At 40.5% G+C, this 14708-nt stretch carries 17 protein-coding genes; all 17 read right to left on the bottom strand.

Annotation, left to right across the window (positions count from 1 at the left end; translation table 11 throughout):
- Window positions 1-776, bottom strand: a 776-nt coding sequence (gene cas10 / locus N2257_05200) for a type III-A CRISPR-associated protein Cas10/Csm1 (GenBank protein MCX7793785.1), incomplete at its 3' end; no start/stop codon positions are given.
- A 73-nt stretch (window positions 777-849) separates the two neighbouring features.
- Window positions 850-987 (bottom strand): HD domain-containing protein, encoded by a 138-nt coding sequence (locus N2257_05195; GenBank protein ID MCX7793784.1) that lies wholly within the window; start codon window positions 985-987, stop codon window positions 850-852.
- 125 nt (window positions 988-1112) lie between these two features.
- Window positions 1113-2012, bottom strand: coding sequence for a complex I NDUFA9 subunit family protein (locus tag N2257_05190; GenBank protein ID MCX7793783.1), 900 nt, complete (start codon window positions 2010-2012; stop codon window positions 1113-1115).
- Window positions 2005-2196: a DUF2892 domain-containing protein gene (locus tag N2257_05185; GenBank protein MCX7793782.1), complete on the bottom strand. Its 192-nt coding sequence runs from the start codon at window positions 2194-2196 to the stop codon at window positions 2005-2007. The genes N2257_05190 and N2257_05185 overlap by 8 nt, the downstream gene beginning before the upstream one ends.
- A 60-nt stretch (window positions 2197-2256) precedes the next feature.
- A complete protein-coding gene (locus N2257_05180; GenBank protein ID MCX7793781.1) occupies window positions 2257-2814 on the bottom strand; it encodes a FumA C-terminus/TtdB family hydratase beta subunit in 558 nt (185 codons plus the stop codon).
- Window positions 2808-3650 carry a fumarate hydratase gene (locus N2257_05175; GenBank protein ID MCX7793780.1) on the bottom strand — a complete coding sequence of 281 codons (843 nt, stop codon included), beginning with the start codon at window positions 3648-3650 and terminating at the stop codon, window positions 2808-2810. Before N2257_05175 ends, N2257_05180 begins: the two co-directional genes overlap by 7 nt.
- Entirely contained in the window at window positions 3650-5530 is a 1881-nt protein-coding gene (locus N2257_05170; GenBank protein MCX7793779.1) for a hypothetical protein, read from the bottom strand. The genes N2257_05175 and N2257_05170 overlap by 1 nt, the downstream gene beginning before the upstream one ends.
- The gene (locus N2257_05165) at window positions 5482-5967 is read right to left on the bottom strand and encodes a hypothetical protein (GenBank protein MCX7793778.1); all 486 of its coding nucleotides are present in this window, start codon (window positions 5965-5967) and stop codon (window positions 5482-5484) included. Before N2257_05165 ends, N2257_05170 begins: the two co-directional genes overlap by 49 nt.
- Window positions 5964-6458 (bottom strand): type 4a pilus biogenesis protein PilO, encoded by a 495-nt coding sequence (gene pilO, locus N2257_05160; protein ID MCX7793777.1) that lies wholly within the window; start codon window positions 6456-6458, stop codon window positions 5964-5966. The genes N2257_05165 and pilO overlap by 4 nt, the downstream gene beginning before the upstream one ends.
- On the bottom strand, window positions 6455-7705 hold the full coding sequence (locus tag N2257_05155; protein ID MCX7793776.1) for a PilN domain-containing protein: 1251 nt from the start codon (window positions 7703-7705) through the stop codon (window positions 6455-6457). Before N2257_05155 ends, pilO begins: the two co-directional genes overlap by 4 nt.
- A complete protein-coding gene (locus N2257_05150; GenBank protein MCX7793775.1) occupies window positions 7702-8619 on the bottom strand; it encodes a general secretion pathway protein GspK in 918 nt (305 codons plus the stop codon). Before N2257_05150 ends, N2257_05155 begins: the two co-directional genes overlap by 4 nt.
- A gap of 1 nt (window position 8620) precedes the next feature.
- Entirely contained in the window at window positions 8621-10297 is a 1677-nt protein-coding gene (gspE, locus tag N2257_05145) for a type II secretion system ATPase GspE (GenBank protein MCX7793774.1), read from the bottom strand.
- Between the two features lie 58 nt (window positions 10298-10355).
- Complete coding sequence (locus N2257_05140) at window positions 10356-11807, bottom strand: MCE family protein (protein MCX7793773.1); 1452 nt, start codon at window positions 11805-11807, stop codon at window positions 10356-10358.
- Window positions 11800-12561 (bottom strand): ABC transporter ATP-binding protein, encoded by a 762-nt coding sequence (locus N2257_05135; protein MCX7793772.1) that lies wholly within the window; start codon window positions 12559-12561, stop codon window positions 11800-11802. Before N2257_05135 ends, N2257_05140 begins: the two co-directional genes overlap by 8 nt.
- A gap of 15 nt (window positions 12562-12576) precedes the next feature.
- The gene (locus N2257_05130; GenBank protein ID MCX7793771.1) at window positions 12577-13353 is read right to left on the bottom strand and encodes an ABC transporter permease; all 777 of its coding nucleotides are present in this window, start codon (window positions 13351-13353) and stop codon (window positions 12577-12579) included.
- On the bottom strand, window positions 13343-14485 hold the full coding sequence (gene alr, locus N2257_05125; protein ID MCX7793770.1) for an alanine racemase: 1143 nt from the start codon (window positions 14483-14485) through the stop codon (window positions 13343-13345). The genes N2257_05130 and alr overlap by 11 nt, the downstream gene beginning before the upstream one ends.
- Window positions 14478-14684, bottom strand: coding sequence for a twin-arginine translocase TatA/TatE family subunit (locus tag N2257_05120; GenBank protein MCX7793769.1), 207 nt, complete (start codon window positions 14682-14684; stop codon window positions 14478-14480). The genes alr and N2257_05120 overlap by 8 nt, the downstream gene beginning before the upstream one ends.
- Between the last annotated feature and the right edge of the window lie 24 nt (window positions 14685-14708).

The raw sequence follows: 14708 nt of genomic DNA, 5'->3' as shown, positions 1-14708 counted from the left end.
TTATGAGAGAGAATATAAAAATGTCCCCCACCAGAAAAGATTATATTACATCTACTTAGTTCAAGTTTATTAATTAATTCAGAAACTACGTGTTCTGCAAGGAGTTCAAGATAGAAAGATCTGCCCTTTAGGGAGCGAAGTGCAGCTTTTGATGTTATGGTATAGATAAATTTCTGTACACCAGATATATCACCACCAATCAGTAAGAAAGGTTTTATGTTTGAGGGTGGATTGAGTATCTCTTCTTTAAGTAAGTCTTTATCCCATCTGTCAGGATAGGTTTCTTTGTAGAAGTGATACATGGATCCTGCTATTGCAGCAGTTAGTTTTAAATGGCTAAATAGAGAGATATCAGGATGTTTCTCTATTTCCTCTTCCTTTCCTTTAAATATTTCTTTTGTAATTGAAGGGATATTGCTTAAATGTTTTTCAAAAAGCATTAAAAGTAAGTTTATGCTGTAGGGTTTGTGTGCTTTAGCAGTATTAAGGTCATTTTTTAAAGCGTTAAGTATCGATTCATAGGTTTTTTGAGTTATTTCTGGTCTTTTGAAGGTAACAGATTCAAATTCTTCTATAACTTTATTTTTTTTATCCTTTCTAAAGGGTTTTAGGGGCTTGAGATAAGGTATCTCTGTTAATCTTTCAGATAGATTGTTTGGATTTCTGATCTTGAAGAAAGGTGAGACAAGAGGTGTAAATATCTCCCATCTGCCCTCTTCATTGTCTCCTTCCTGTTTTCTTTCTGAAGAGGCAAGGTTATCAGCCTCATACCAGATAAGCCCGAAGTTAGATTGAAAGGTCTCTTTGTCATCTTTGTGATGCGTGATAGTGGCATTTATGGAGGGATCATCACCAAAAAAATTCTTTTAACCATTCATATCCCCACTGGCCGTGAGTCTTTTCAGAAGGATTTTCTTTTGATCTCTGGATGAGCTTACCAATATCATGCAGTAATGCACCTTTTACTATAGTTAAAAAATCAGACATTTTTAAGACCTTAGAATCAAAATCTACTTAAAACTTAGTTTAATTTTCTCAAAAAAATTATTGAATGTCAATAGGAGAAATATTTCGGAAATATTTCTTTAGATTTTTGGGTTTAAAGGGAAGTCTCAGGAAAATATTATTTTAACAGCCTCTCTGTATTTCAGGGGTTCAAAGCCGAAATTCTTTTTAATAATATCAGGGTCTGTTATGTTATCCTTTTTTAGGAGTTTGAGCTGGTCAGGTGTAGGAAGGGGTATGTCTGCACCGAGTTGTTTTATAATTCTGCCAGCTGGAAGACCTGTCTTTATGAGCAAGAGAGGAATGTGAATAATGGGTTTTCTGATTCCCGTTGCTTCCATCAGGATTTCTAGGATTTCATTATAGCTGAGATGCTCCGGACCTCCGATTTCATAAAGGCTGTTTTTTTCTTTTTTATAAAATACTGCTTTGATGAATGCCTTAACCCAGTCTCCTATATATACTGGCTGGAATCTTGTTTTTCCATCACCTGGAACGGGTATTACTGGAAAGTTTTTTATAATATCAGTAAGTTTTTTTGTGAAGCCGTCTCCTCTGCCTATTATTAAGGAGGGTCTGAATATGATGTATGGAATTCCTGATGATATGACCAGTTCCTCTGCCAGCGCCTTTGTCTTTTCGTATGGTGTTTCACCTTTAAGTGATGCACCAAGGGCACTCTGGTAAACGAAGAGTTTAATGTCTGATTTAAGTGCTTCCTTTATGAGATTCTCTGTACCCTCAACATGAATCTTTTTAAAATCCTCTTTGCTACCCTCTATTATTCCAACAAGATGCACTACAATATCGATTCCTTTTAGGGCATCTTTCAGGGAAGCTTTATCTGTAATATCGCCAATATGAGTTTCGATGCCTTCTTCTTTGAGTTTAAGGGCTTTTTTTTCATCCCTTACAAGGCATTTAAAAGAAAGGCCCTGCTCAAGCAGGGCCTCAATGAGGTGTGTACCTACAAATCCTGTTCCGCCAGCAATAAATAATTTATTCATGCTTTGTCTTGAACCCCAGGATTGCATATAAGGGGCAGAATCCTACTATTGATGTGGCTATGAAGATTATACCCAGTGCACCGAGTATCCACCAGAGTGAGCCTTTGATTATTGCAATGGTGATGAATAGGAATCCAAGGATTATCCTGGTAATCCTGTCCCAGTCTGCCATGTTGACCTTCATAAGATTTACCTCCTTCATTAAAAATTTATTTATAAATATAAACCAAAAGGAAGCTGGCTGTCAAAAAATCAGGTTAAGTGCTGCTTTTTTGCTGCCTTCTTCTATATCTTTATGTAAATTCCCTCCATGACTATCCATTGTAATTATTGCTGGAAAGTCTTCAACCTCAAAAAACCACATTGCCTCTGCCATTCCGAATTCTTCAAGAAATCTGACACCAAGAACCCTCTTTATTTTTTCTGCCAGATAAACTGCTGCTCCACCTGTTGTCTGTAGATAAATGGCTCCATAGCTCTTTAGGGCCAGAGCAGTTCTGTCTCCCATACCGCCTTTTCCTATAATAGCCTTTATTCCGTAATGGGCTATTAGTTCAGCTGTATAGGGTTCAAGTCTTGAGCTCGTGGTTGGGCCTGCTGCGAGAACTCTGGAATCTTTAACAATTGGTCCTGAATGGTATATAATTGAGTCCCTGAGTTCAGGAATGGGAGGTTTGTTATCTATAAGATATTTATGAACCCTGTCCCTTGCTGTTATTATCAAACCGCTTATATAGACAATCTTGCCCACCTTTAAAGAGCGTACGGTGAGCTCATTTAATGGCGTGGTGAGTTTTACCATATTAGTCTTCCTCTTCTAAGTGCCCAGCAGCTAAATGTTATATCCACAAAATAGGAGGCTGGATGTCTGTTTGATATTGCTATCTTTACACCTATACAGGTGCTTGCTCCTCCAAGTCCCATTACTCCGATACCAAGTTTATTTATGTCTTTAAAAAGACTTTGTTCAAGGTCTTTTAAAAGAGGTTCTGGATTTTCTTCATTCAATTTCCTCATAAGCTGTTTTTTTGATAGATAGGCTACATGGTCCCTTGAACCTCCGATTGCAATTCCCACTATATAGGGTGGACATCCCTTTCCCTGTGCACTGAGGACAGCATCAATTACTGTCTTTTTTACTCCTTCAAGGTTTCTTTCCGCCTTTACGGGCTCACAGGGAAGTTTATAAAAACAACCAATATTTTCTGAACCACCACCTTTAAGAAGAAGGTCTATTATAAGGTGTTCTTCTTCTGTTTCTTCCATGTGGATAACAGGAAAATCCCTGCCAGTGTTATCCCCTGTGTTTTTCTCTGTTAAGACATCTACAGAATTCGGTCTCAGAGGAATCTTCTCGGTTGCAATTCTTGTTGCCTCAATAATGGTCTCTTTGATCCTTTCCTGGCCAAGACATCTTGGCACTTTAACATAAAAGACAGGCACACCTGTGTCCTGACAGAGGGGAATTTCATTCTTTCTTGCCATTTTGATGTTTTCAAGTATTATCTTTATATTCTCAATGGCTGCTGGTTCTTTTTCTTTCTCAAGGGCAAGCTTGAGGCCTTCTTCCACATCCTTTGGAAGAGATGTAGCAACCTTTCTGTAGAGCTCAACTATGCCATCCCTGAGTTTGAGCATTATTTTTGCTCTATCTTTTCTTTTATGGTCCTTACCCTTTCTTTGAATTCATTTACAAGTCTGTCAGCCTCTTCCTGAGAATTTATCACCCTGGGTGTAACCATTACAAGGAGTTCTGTCTTGGTCTTTTGCACACTTGTTGAACCAAAGAGCCAGCCCAGAAGTGGTATGTCCTTAAGAAGCGGTATACCCGACCTGCTATGAGTAGCCTGTTCTGATATAAGACCACCTATCACAAGGGTATGGCCATCCTGTACTATGCCTGTTGTATTTGCTCTTCTTGTTATGAAGGATGGAAATTCCTGTCCTGCAATCTTTGTTGGCGCACCTGGAGCGCTGTATTCCTGTGCTATCTTGAGGGTCACCTGGTTCTTGTCACTTATATAGGGAGTAACTGTTAGGATTATACCAGCTGTCCTGTACTGGATCTGACCCTGTGATACAAGGGTGGCTCCGCCTGTTGTTGATGGTTGCTGTACAAGTCCTGTTGCTATGGGTATCTCACTGCCAACCTCTATCTTTGCCTCTTTGTTGTCCAGGGCAAGGATATGAGGGCTTGCAAGGACATTTAGTTTGCTTGTACCAGAAAGCATTGATATGAGGACATTGAATCTCTCTGGATCAAGTATGTTTGCGAACACCCCTGATGATACTACAGGTCTGAATTTCGTGAGATCTAATGTAGGATTGTTTCCGCTACCAGTGGTCTCAAAGAAGTTTGATGGCTCTGTTGCAAAACCACCAAGAATCCCTGCCCTGTTACCCTCTATCCAGGTTGAACCTCTAAGTAACCATTCAATTCCAAATTGCAGTTTGTCATCCAGGGTAACCTCAGCTATAAGAACTTCTATGAGAACCTGTTTTGGTGGTATATCAAGTTTTTTAAGTGTCTCAAGTATCTCAAGATAGGCCCTCGGTGTGCATTTAAAGATTATGGCATTTATGTCTTCATAGGCTGTCATTACTATTTCACCCTCAATCTCGGCAGATGCATCAGGTGTTGCAGGCCTCTGACCTGGTTGAGCTGGCTGGGGCTGTGCTGGTCTTACAACAGATGTTGGTCTTCCTTTCTTTTCTCCAAAAATAGTTTTGAGGACTTCAATTAATTTTTTTGCCTCTCCATTTTCAACATAATAGACAAAGGTTTTGATACCCTCCCTGTCACCCACTGGTATGTCAAGCGCTTCAATGATCTTCATGAACTTAACAATTGCATGGGGAGGTGCTGTCAGGATTAATAAGTTTGATGGTTCATAGATTATGAGGTCTGCACCCCTTGGTAGAAGGCCCCTTAGGGTGTTTGCTGCATCAGATGCCTTTATGTTCTCAAGGGGTATAATCTGTGTTATAAATCCATGGTCTATGACGAGTTTCTTTCCAAGCTCAACCGGCAGGGGTTGTTGTTTTGCTGTATCTATGGGCACTATCCTGTAGAGAGGACCATCCTTGACAGCTGTTAGTCCATTCATTTCAAGGATGGTCTGGAATATCTGCATTAGGTCACTCACTGGAAATTTTTTATAGGACTGTATTGTTACCCTTCCGGAAATACCTGGCGTAAGGACATAGTTCAGATTCAGCAATTCACCTATGGTGGCAATGACTGTTTCTATGCTTGCATTATTAAAATTCAGAACGATGTATTTTTCCTCTGCTTTTTTCTCAATAGTTATCGGTGGTTCCGGTTTTTTTATCTCTACCACCTCTTGCTGTTTTTGCTGGGGTGGCTCTGGAAGGATGAGCTCTTCCTTAAGGAGAGGGGGCTCAGGTGGTCTTATCTCCTGTCTTTTTGCACAGGCGTTTAGCAGAAGAAAAGCTGTGATTAGAAGGCTCAGCGTCTTTTTGGTTCTATGGACAATTCCATTGACTGGTCTTTCCATCTGAGGCTTACACTCCTTTCTTTTATATCAGTAATGGTTATATTGTCAACACCTTCACCTGCTCTCAGAGAGAGTATCTTTCTGCCGTCGATTTCTATGTATGCTCTGTATCTACCATCAGGTTCAAGTATAACCCCTTTAAGTATAATCTGAGGGGGTGGTTCGGGAGGTGGAGGCGGAGGTGGAGCTACTGTGGTGAGGGGCTTCTCCGGCATCCTTATCTCTTCTATACCAAAAAGGTTTATGAGAATACCTTTTTCTGGCTTAGGTTTATCTTTCTCTGTGTTTTGGATAACTTGAGCATTACTGGTTGTTCTCTCTAAGCCAGGTGCTGCTATTAAAGGATCGTAAGAGATTGCTTGCCTGTAAAATCGCTCAAGGCTGATGGCAAGAAGAATAAAACCCGATAGCACAAGCCATGTCCTTAAATTTTTCATAGAGTCCTCAACCCAGCTATCTCCATTGTTAGTTTCAGTTCTCCTGGATTCTCTGATGAGGCGTGGTTAAGTATGAGTTTTGTAATAAAAAAAGCCCTTTGAGCTGAATGGATTCTTTCAAGGAATTTCTCAATATCCTGAGCATCGCCCTTTGCCTCCAGGTAAAGAACCACTCCTTCATGGTAGGTATACTTTATCACAGGACTCGGTCTCACTGAAAGGATTTCTATTCCTGATGCCTTTGCTGTATCTGTTATAAATGCCTGGAGCTCCGATAGAGCTCGAGTTGAGGAGGAAGCATCAAAAAGTCTAGTTCTTTGAACATTATTTTTTTCTGTTTCAGCTGAGGACTGTCGTTCAGCAGCTCTGGTGAGCCTTTTCTGAATTTTAAATATCTCTTCTTGAAGCTCCTGTCTTCTGTCTTCAATGTAATTGTGAAGTATCAATACTATGGTTGCTCCCAGCAGTAAAAAGAGTATATTCCTTCTCATTTTATCTCCATCCTGAACCTGAAGACCTCTTTTCCTTCTTTAACTGTTATTGCCCCTGAATAGGAGATATTTTTAAAAAAACCGGAGCTTTCAAGGGCCTGAAGCACAGAAGAAGAGCTTGAGCTCCTTCCTTCTATTTCAAGTAATCTGTTCTGGATATCTATGTTTACAGAGCTCAGGATTGTTCCCCGGGGTAATGTTCTTCTGAGTGCTGAGAGAATATTGAATGTATCTGTTTTAAGCTGTGAATATCTGTTAATAAGAAGTGACCGTTCTTCAAGAGGGCCAGTGCTTCTAAGCTCTTTAATTTCACTTACAAGGTTTGTAAAATGTTCATATGCCCTTTTTTCTTTATATAGGGCTAAAAGGTCTGTGAGCAGGAATATTATTACAGCTGTACCTGAAATAGCGCCAGCAACCTTAAGCCGTATGTCCCTGAAAGGCATAGCGAGATCATCAGGAATAAACTGGAGATGCTTTGGTGTTTTTATGATTAATTCTGTGGGGTTCAACTCTATTGTCTGATAGTGTTTTAATCTCTCATCTCGTTCTTCTGAAAGACCTGAAGGTTTAATATTTGGAGATCTGAGAAGATATGCCGGTATTGAAGGGTCCTGGAAACCAAAGGGATATTCTATTTCTTCATCTCTTCTTATGAGTCTCAGGGCCTTTATTTCTGAATCAAGAAGACAGGCAAGGTATATATATTCTCCATCCTGCTGTGCCATTATTAACCTGCCTCTGTTTTTCCTTGCTATGTGGATTATCTCTGTTGTAAAGGTACAAGATATACCTGCCACTGGAATCGCTGTGTTTCTGAGTGGCTCTATTATGTTGAGAAGATGCTCCTTCCTTATAGAGAGGCAGAGAAGGGTAGAGCCTTGCCCTGTTTTTTTAAGAAAAGTAAAATTGTATAAATACTGGTCAACAGGAAGGGGAAGCTTTTTTTCCAGTTCAAAGGCTAGGGCTGTTTTTATCTCCTTTTCTGATCTTAAAGGGAGGTCAATGATGTGGTGATTGAATTTATAAAAAGGTAGGCCGAGGATCATGCAGTCTAAAGGTTCTTTTTTAAGACCTTCAATTATTGATGGAAGGTCTTCCCATCTGGTGTTTCCTCTTTTAATTTCTTTGATAAACAATGGAAAAGCGAATGGATTGCCTGTAATAAAATAAAGGGGAGAAAAGGTTTTTCTGTAAATTGCGTAATTAATCTCATTCTGCCTTATGTCAAGAGAAAGGATGTTCATATCCTCTTTTCATTCCAGTAAAGTGTTTTTATCATATAACCTGATTTTGCAGGGATTCTCTGAATAACTGCAACGATCTTTTCGCCTGAGTCCTTTTGTGTTATCTCTATTCTGAATACATTTGATGATGTTGCCCTGAAGAGTGCCGTTAGGTGTGGTGGTATGGACCTGTAACCTCTCAGGCTATTTCTCTGAAATATTATAGTATCTGAATCTATCCTTCCGAGTCCTAGGACCTCCATAAGTTCTCTGGACACAGTATTTATATTTAATCTTCCGCCACTGAAGGTGGTTATAAAGTCCTTTATCCCTCTATTTTCTTCTGAACCGTAAAAATAATCTTTTTTAAATTCTCTTATAAGAAGTAGTTCTTCAGGTACACTTAATACCTGGTTTTTAGGTCTGTAGGGTATTTCAAGATTTTCATAATATTCCTTCTCCGCTCCTGAGAGTCTGTGAAGGTCATCAGGATCTATCCAGTCCCTTAGGGAGTCTATTATTATCTGTAACCTGTCATCGGGAACACCGGCATATTTAAGAAGACTTCTGAGTTGCTGGTCATTTAGCATATTGATATTAAGCCTGCCTTCTTCATCTGTTATTATTACATCTAATTTAATACCATTATATTCCTTTTGCTGCGGGAAAGGTTCTCTGTCATCAATGTGGAGAATGCCCTTTTCATCCACATAGTCCACAGCAGGATCTTTATCACTGGCAATATAGGCTAACGCTTCACTGAAGGCTCCAAGCATTGCATAACGTAGAGATGTGCCCTCCTTCATGTTCTTCGTACTCATCAGGCCGAATCTTGTGGAATATGAAAGATTGAGGCCAAGGATAATAAGTATTATTATTACAAAAAGAACCACCACAAGGACAATGCCATTTTCCTTTCTTATATAATTAACCATTTCACTCTATGTCCTGCTGAGTTACCCTGAGGACCTCCTCTGCTGTTGTTATACCCTTTGTTACCTTTTCAATTCCATCCTGTCTCAGGGTCTTCATTCCAAGGCTTATGGCCTTTTCCCTCATTTCCCTTGAGGTTGCCTTTGCCATGATCATATTTCTTATTTCATCATTAACTACAAGGAGTTCAAATATGCCTATTCTTCCTCTGTAACCTGTGTTTGAGCACTTTTCACATCCTGTACCTCTCCAGAGGATATCCTGATTTATTCTGAGCTCCTTCTTCAGCTCCTCCGGCACACGGTATTCTACCCTGCAGGAAGTACATATCCTTCTTACAAGCCTCTGGGCAACAACGCCTATTAGGGTCGAGGATACAAGATAGTTCTCAACGCCCATGTCCATCAGTCTTGTCATTGCTCCAGGTGCATCATTTGTGTGCAGTGTGCTGAAGATTAGATGGCCTGTGAGGGCTGCATGGATTGCAATGCCTGCTGTCTCCAGGTCTCTTATCTCTCCGACCATAATTACATCAGGGTCCTGCCTAACTATGTGTCTAAGACCACTTGCAAAGGTGAGCCCTATCTTTGGTTTGACCTGTATCTGATTTATTCCCTTCATAAGGTACTCAACAGGTTCTTCTATAGTGATTATCTTCTTGTCAGGAGAATTTATCCTGTCAAGGGAGGCATAGAGTGTAGTGGTCTTACCGCTTCCAGTTGGACCTGTTATGAGTATCATGCCATAGGGTCTCTGGATAAGAGATTCATATTTTTTAAGTGTCTCTGGATCCATTCCGAGCTCTTCAAGGGTCAGGAACGCTGTCTCCTTATCAAGGAGTCTCATAACTATACTTTCACCATATACAGTAGGGATTGTGGATACCCTGATATCAATGGGTCTTCCTCCATAAGTGCCCTTTATTCTTCCGTCCTGGGGGAGCCTTCTCTCGGCAATGTTCATCTGGCTCAGGAGCTTTATCCTTGATGTTATTGCTGGCTGCATCTTCCTTGGAAGGAATTCCCTGTCATAGAGGATCCCATCTATCCTGTAACGAACCCTTAGTCGAGTTTCTTCAGGTTCAATATGAATGTCACTTGCTCTTTCATTGACCGCTTTTTCTATGAGCAGATCAACAAGTCTTATTACACCCTTTTCCTGTGCCATTCCTTTAAGATGATTAAGTTCTTCCGGTATTTCTTCAGCTATCTCTTCCATATTTACCATTATCTCACTTACTGTTGACTCTTTTATCTTTGAGAGTCTTTCAAGATGCTCAATAATAGAATTTTTGCTTGCAATAAAGGGTTCTACAGCACATCCCAGGGATGCCTTTAGATTATCTATAACCTCTTTATCTTCGGGATCTGCCATAGCGACCTGCAATCTTCCATTCTCAAATCTCAAGGGCAGGATAAGGCAGTTTTTCATGAATTCAAAGGATAGCTCAACAGGCAGGGTTTCAGGAAAAGAGGTCCTGTCCACATAAGCAAGCCCCAGTTTTTTTGAAAGCCCCTGAAGAACGAACTCTTCTGGAACTCCTATCTCTACCAGTATCTCTCCGATTTTTTTATCAGGAGCCTCTGTCTGGAGCTCAAGTGCCCTTGTGAGAGTATCACTGGAGATAAGCCCTTCTTCGAGTAAGAGTCTGCCGATATCTATGTTTTTTTTTGCTGTCATCTATGACCTTCCTTTACCAACCTGAAGAGTGATTCTAAAATCACTTCAGGTATTACTTTTACTGAGGCACCTTTGGCACTGTGCCAAAGATATACTTAAAGTCCTCATCCTCAAATCTTACACCACCACCAATAAAAGGTCCCCTCCAGCGGGAGTTAAATATATTGTCATATCCTGCTGTGAGGAAGAAGTTTTTAAATATAACATATTCAGCAGCTGTCCTAACATGGGGAGATTTTGCTCCTGCCTCATCTCCACCAAAGTCCCAGGCATCCACTGAAAGCCTGAGCCTGTCGTCCATGAAGAACTGGTCTATTCCCACTCCAAAGGTGCTTTCTGTAAGTCCAAACCTGAGGGCAGTGTTCTTGAATCTCCTACCAAACTGGGCAGTAAATTCTATCTTCTTTTCTATCTCCTCTTTTTTTGTTACTACTGTCGTGCCATCTGTTCTTGTTACTGTCTCTGTGGTTGTAACCTTTCCTATAGGGTCGCTCACTATACCGAGGATATAGTATTTTTCAGGAGTCGGCTGGAGGGTTATATTAAAATATCCCTTTGTATCTTTCGGTTCAAAGAGATAATCTCCCTGAAAGGTTATGAAAGTACGGAACCTTTCTATTCTTGTTATTGTCCGGTTTACACCTTCAGCTGCCTTATTCAGGCTTTCATAGAGTCTTTCGTCCTTCATGAGTTTGCCTAGTGTACCCTTTCCTTCCTGAATATCTGTTGTTATTTTGCTCATCTGTTCTGTTGTTGCTCTGATATTGGCCCTGTTTTCTTCTATCATTGATTTAAGTTCACTGGTTGTATTCTTGAGATCTTCAACAACCTCTGGTGCCTTTGCAATAGTTCTTTTAAGGGGTTCCCGGTTTTCATCGATCATGCCCTTTAAGGAATCTGCAAGGTCTTCAAGTTTTGCCATAAGCTGTTCAAGCCTTCTGTCATTTCTTGATATGGCATCCCTGAGACTGGCAGTTATATCTCTCAGATTTATTATAGATTCTTTCAATGCCTCTTTTGATTCCTCACTTCCAAAGACTTCGTTCGCTGAGGAGATTAGTTTGTCAACATTTTCTGAGACATTTGAAAGTTTCCTCAGCATCTCATCCATATCAGCCATCTCTTCTACATTTCTTACTGTATCACCCTCTCTGAGATAAACCTGATCTCTTCCAGGTCTTATCTCAAGATATCTATCTCCAAGGAGTCCTGTTGACCTTATTGTGGCTACAGAATCAGCAGGAATTTTTATTCCCTCATGGATACCAATAGTGATCTTTGCCATGTTGTCCGAGAGTTCTATTTTATTTATTTTTCCAACAGTAACACCAGCAATCCTTACTTGGGATTTATCATCAAGATTTCCAATATTTCTGAAATACACATAGAGCGTGTATTCCCTTTTTTTATAAAGCCAGTCAAATCCACCTATCCTGAAAGTAAAAAAGGCAATTACAAGAAGGACAATTAAAGTGAAGACCCCTACCTTGAATTCAGCAGATTTATCCATCAGTAACTCCCTCTATCTTTATAGGTCCTTTTGCACTTCCTGTTATGAACTGTCTTACAACAGGATTTGATGTGTTCTTTATCTCATAAGGAGTGCCTACCTCTATGATCTTTCCTTCATAGAGCATTGCTATCCTGTCAGCTATCTTGTAAGCACTGTTCATATCATGGGTAATTGCTACTGATGTGACATTCAACTTATTTTTAAGGTCAACTATCAGGTCATTTATTGCATCTGCCATTATGGGGTCAAGGCCTGTTGTGGGTTCATCATAGAGAAGTATCTCAGGGTCATGGGCAATTGCCCTTGCAAGACCCACCCTTTTACGCATACCTCCTGAGAGTTCTGCAGGCATGAGGTCCTCTACACCAACAAGACCGACAAGTCTTAATTTTTCAATGGCTATCTCCCTTGCCCTTTTTTCGCTTATGCGTCTGTGTCTTATAAGGAAAAAACTCACATTCTCCCATACCCTGAGGGAGTCAAAGAGTGCTGCTCCCTGAAAGAGCATGCCAAATTTCTTCCTCACCTTATAAAGATCCTTTTCATTCAGCTTAGTCACATCAAGACCTTCTATGAAAATAGAGCCTGTGTCAGGCCTGAGCAATCCTATTATATGTTTAAGAAGTACACTTTTGCCAGATCCACTGCCCCCTATTATCACCATACTCTCACCCTTTTCGATGGTGAGATTTACTCCTTTAAGAACTTCCTTGGGCCCAAAGGATTTATAAAGTTCTTTTATCTCTATCAAGCCTTACCTCGCATCTTAAAATAGCCAGGCTGAAAGGAAATAGTCACTAACAAGTATTGTCATTGATGCAAGAACTACAGCCTGGGTTGTTGCCTTCCCCACTCCCTCAGCACCTCCCTTAGTATAAAAACCTTTATAGCAGCAGATGATTGCCATGGATGCGCCAAAAAATGCTGCCTTTATAAGACCGTTGTAAAAATCTCCAAGCTCAAGATGTTCCCAGACCTTCCTCCAGTAAAGACTTGAGCTCATCTTATATATACCGGTACTTACTATAAATCCACCATTTATTCCGATAATATCTGAAAGAGCTGTAAGGGCTGGTAGCATGAATAATCCAGCAAGGAATCTTGGTATAACCAGATATTTAAGGGGATTTGTGGCAAGGGTTTCAAGGGCATCTATCTGCTCTGTTACCCTCATTGTGCCAATCTCCGCTGCAATAGCAGCACCAGCCCTTCCTGTAACAATCAATCCTGTAAGCACAGGACCGAGCTCCCTGGTCATTGATAGTGCAACAACAGAGCCGACCATGGATTCTGCACCGAATCTCTTGAATCCAGTATAGGTCTGGAGTGCAAAGACCATTCCAGTAAATATGGAGGTTATGAATACCACAGGCAGGGATCTCACACCTATTGAAAGCATCTGTAGAACAATGAGCTTTGTATCAAAAGGAAGGGTAAAGAGCTGTCTCAGGGTTCTTATGGCAAAAAGGACAATGCCTCCTGCCTCTATTATGAAGAGGGAGACGAATCTACCGAGTTTTTCAATATAGCTTTTAGCTGACAAATTTATTATCTCCGTTTATAAATTCCTTTTTACCAAGACCCCCAAAGGTTGTGAGCACCTCATAGGGTATAGTTCCTGCCCATGAGGCAATGTCCTTTGCTGTTATCTTTTCCATGCCCTGGGAGCCCAGGATTGTCACTTCATTGTTTTCCTTTTCTTCAACCCTGATTATATCTGTGAGGTCAATCATGGTCAGATCCATGCATATCCGTCCTATAATCGGAACCCTCTTTCCCATGTAAATTACATATCCTTTGTTTGAAAGATTCCTCATCAGACCATCTGCATATCCTGCAGAGATAATACCTATAATACTCTTTCTTCTGGTAATAAAGGTTCCACCATAACTTATTGGAGTTCCAGAGGGTACTTCTCTGATGGCAAGCAGTTCTGTCGTTACCTTCATTGCCGGTAAGAGTTCCTCAGAGGAAAGTTCACCTGGCAGGTAACCGTAAAGTGAAAGTCCAGGTCTTACAGACGAGAAGTGGGCTTCATTAGTGGTGAATATTGCAGCACTGTTAGCTATGTGGAAGATCGGTGCTTTTTGCCCCTCTTTTTTCACAAAATCCTCAATTTCAGATTTTGACACTTTAAATCTCTCAATCTGCTGTATGACTGACTCTTTGTTTCTGAGCTCAGCCTCACTGAAGTGGCTCATTACTCCTTCTATTTTAATAGATTTTATATCTCCAATTTTCTTTAACAGGTAGGGTATTTCATCTGGCAAGAACCCGAGTCTTCCCATTCCTGTATCTATCTTTATATGGACCGAAAGGGTGGGAGAGGAGGAGCTCATTATCTTTGATAGTGTTTCGAGGGTTTTTCTGTTATGTATTACTGCCCTGAGGTCGTATCTTAAAAATTTCTGAGGATCAGGCTCTTCAAAGAGTACTAGTATGGGGACCTTTATACCACCTTCTCTGAGGTATATTGCTTCCTCAAGATAGGCTGTGGCAAGCATCTCAATACCTGAATTCTCAAGGGTCTTCGCTACCTCTAGGGCTCCATGACCGTAGGCATCAGCCTTTACAACTCCTATAATACCTGTTCCGAGGGTCAGTCTCTGACGGATTATCTTAAGATTATTTTTTATAGCATTAAGGTCAATAAAAACCTTTAGATGCCTATTCACCCGTCTTCTTTTCCTCTTTGGGCTGTTCTACAGGTTTTTTGGGTGTGACATCAATCTCTTCGGGCTCGGACATTCCTTTTTTGAAATTCCTTATAGCCTGACCTATACCCTTTCCAAGCTCAGGCAGCCTCGATGCTCCAAAAAGTACCAGCACAATTATAAGGACTATTATCAGCTCCTGCATTCCAAGACCAAACATTCTTGATACCTCCTTTTAGGATTT

The organism is Thermodesulfovibrionales bacterium, from assembly GCA_026417875.1.
Taxonomy (GTDB): Bacteria; Nitrospirota; Thermodesulfovibrionia; order Thermodesulfovibrionales; family CALJEL01; genus CALJEL01.
This window is presented reverse-complemented; position numbering and strand designations above follow the sequence as displayed.

What these genes read in the sequence shown, in the direction of transcription:
- N2257_05180 (MCX7793781.1), bottom strand. Translation starts at nt 2,814, where the DNA reads ATGGTAAAACTCACCACGCCATTAAATGAGCTCACCGTACGCTCTTTA.
- N2257_05120 (MCX7793769.1), bottom strand. Translation starts at nt 14,684, where the DNA reads ATGTTTGGTCTTGGAATGCAGGAGCTGATAATAGTCCTTATAATTGTG.
- N2257_05155 (MCX7793776.1), bottom strand. Translation starts at nt 7,705, where the DNA reads ATGAACATCCTTTCTCTTGACATAAGGCAGAATGAGATTAATTACGCA.
- N2257_05175 (MCX7793780.1), bottom strand. Translation starts at nt 3,650, where the DNA reads ATGCTCAAACTCAGGGATGGCATAGTTGAGCTCTACAGAAAGGTTGCT.
- gspE (MCX7793774.1), bottom strand. Translation starts at nt 10,297, where the DNA reads ATGACAGCAAAAAAAAACATAGATATCGGCAGACTCTTACTCGAAGAA.
- N2257_05165 (MCX7793778.1), bottom strand. Translation starts at nt 5,967, where the DNA reads ATGAAAAATTTAAGGACATGGCTTGTGCTATCGGGTTTTATTCTTCTT.
- N2257_05170 (MCX7793779.1), bottom strand. Translation starts at nt 5,530, where the DNA reads ATGGAAAGACCAGTCAATGGAATTGTCCATAGAACCAAAAAGACGCTG.
- N2257_05190 (MCX7793783.1), bottom strand. Translation starts at nt 2,012, where the DNA reads ATGAATAAATTATTTATTGCTGGCGGAACAGGATTTGTAGGTACACAC.
- N2257_05150 (MCX7793775.1), bottom strand. Translation starts at nt 8,619, where the DNA reads ATGGTTAATTATATAAGAAAGGAAAATGGCATTGTCCTTGTGGTGGTT.
- pilO (MCX7793777.1), bottom strand. Translation starts at nt 6,458, where the DNA reads ATGAGAAGGAATATACTCTTTTTACTGCTGGGAGCAACCATAGTATTG.
- N2257_05195 (MCX7793784.1), bottom strand. Translation starts at nt 987, where the DNA reads ATGTCTGATTTTTTAACTATAGTAAAAGGTGCATTACTGCATGATATT.
- N2257_05185 (MCX7793782.1), bottom strand. Translation starts at nt 2,196, where the DNA reads ATGAAGGTCAACATGGCAGACTGGGACAGGATTACCAGGATAATCCTT.
- N2257_05140 (MCX7793773.1), bottom strand. Translation starts at nt 11,807, where the DNA reads ATGGATAAATCTGCTGAATTCAAGGTAGGGGTCTTCACTTTAATTGTC.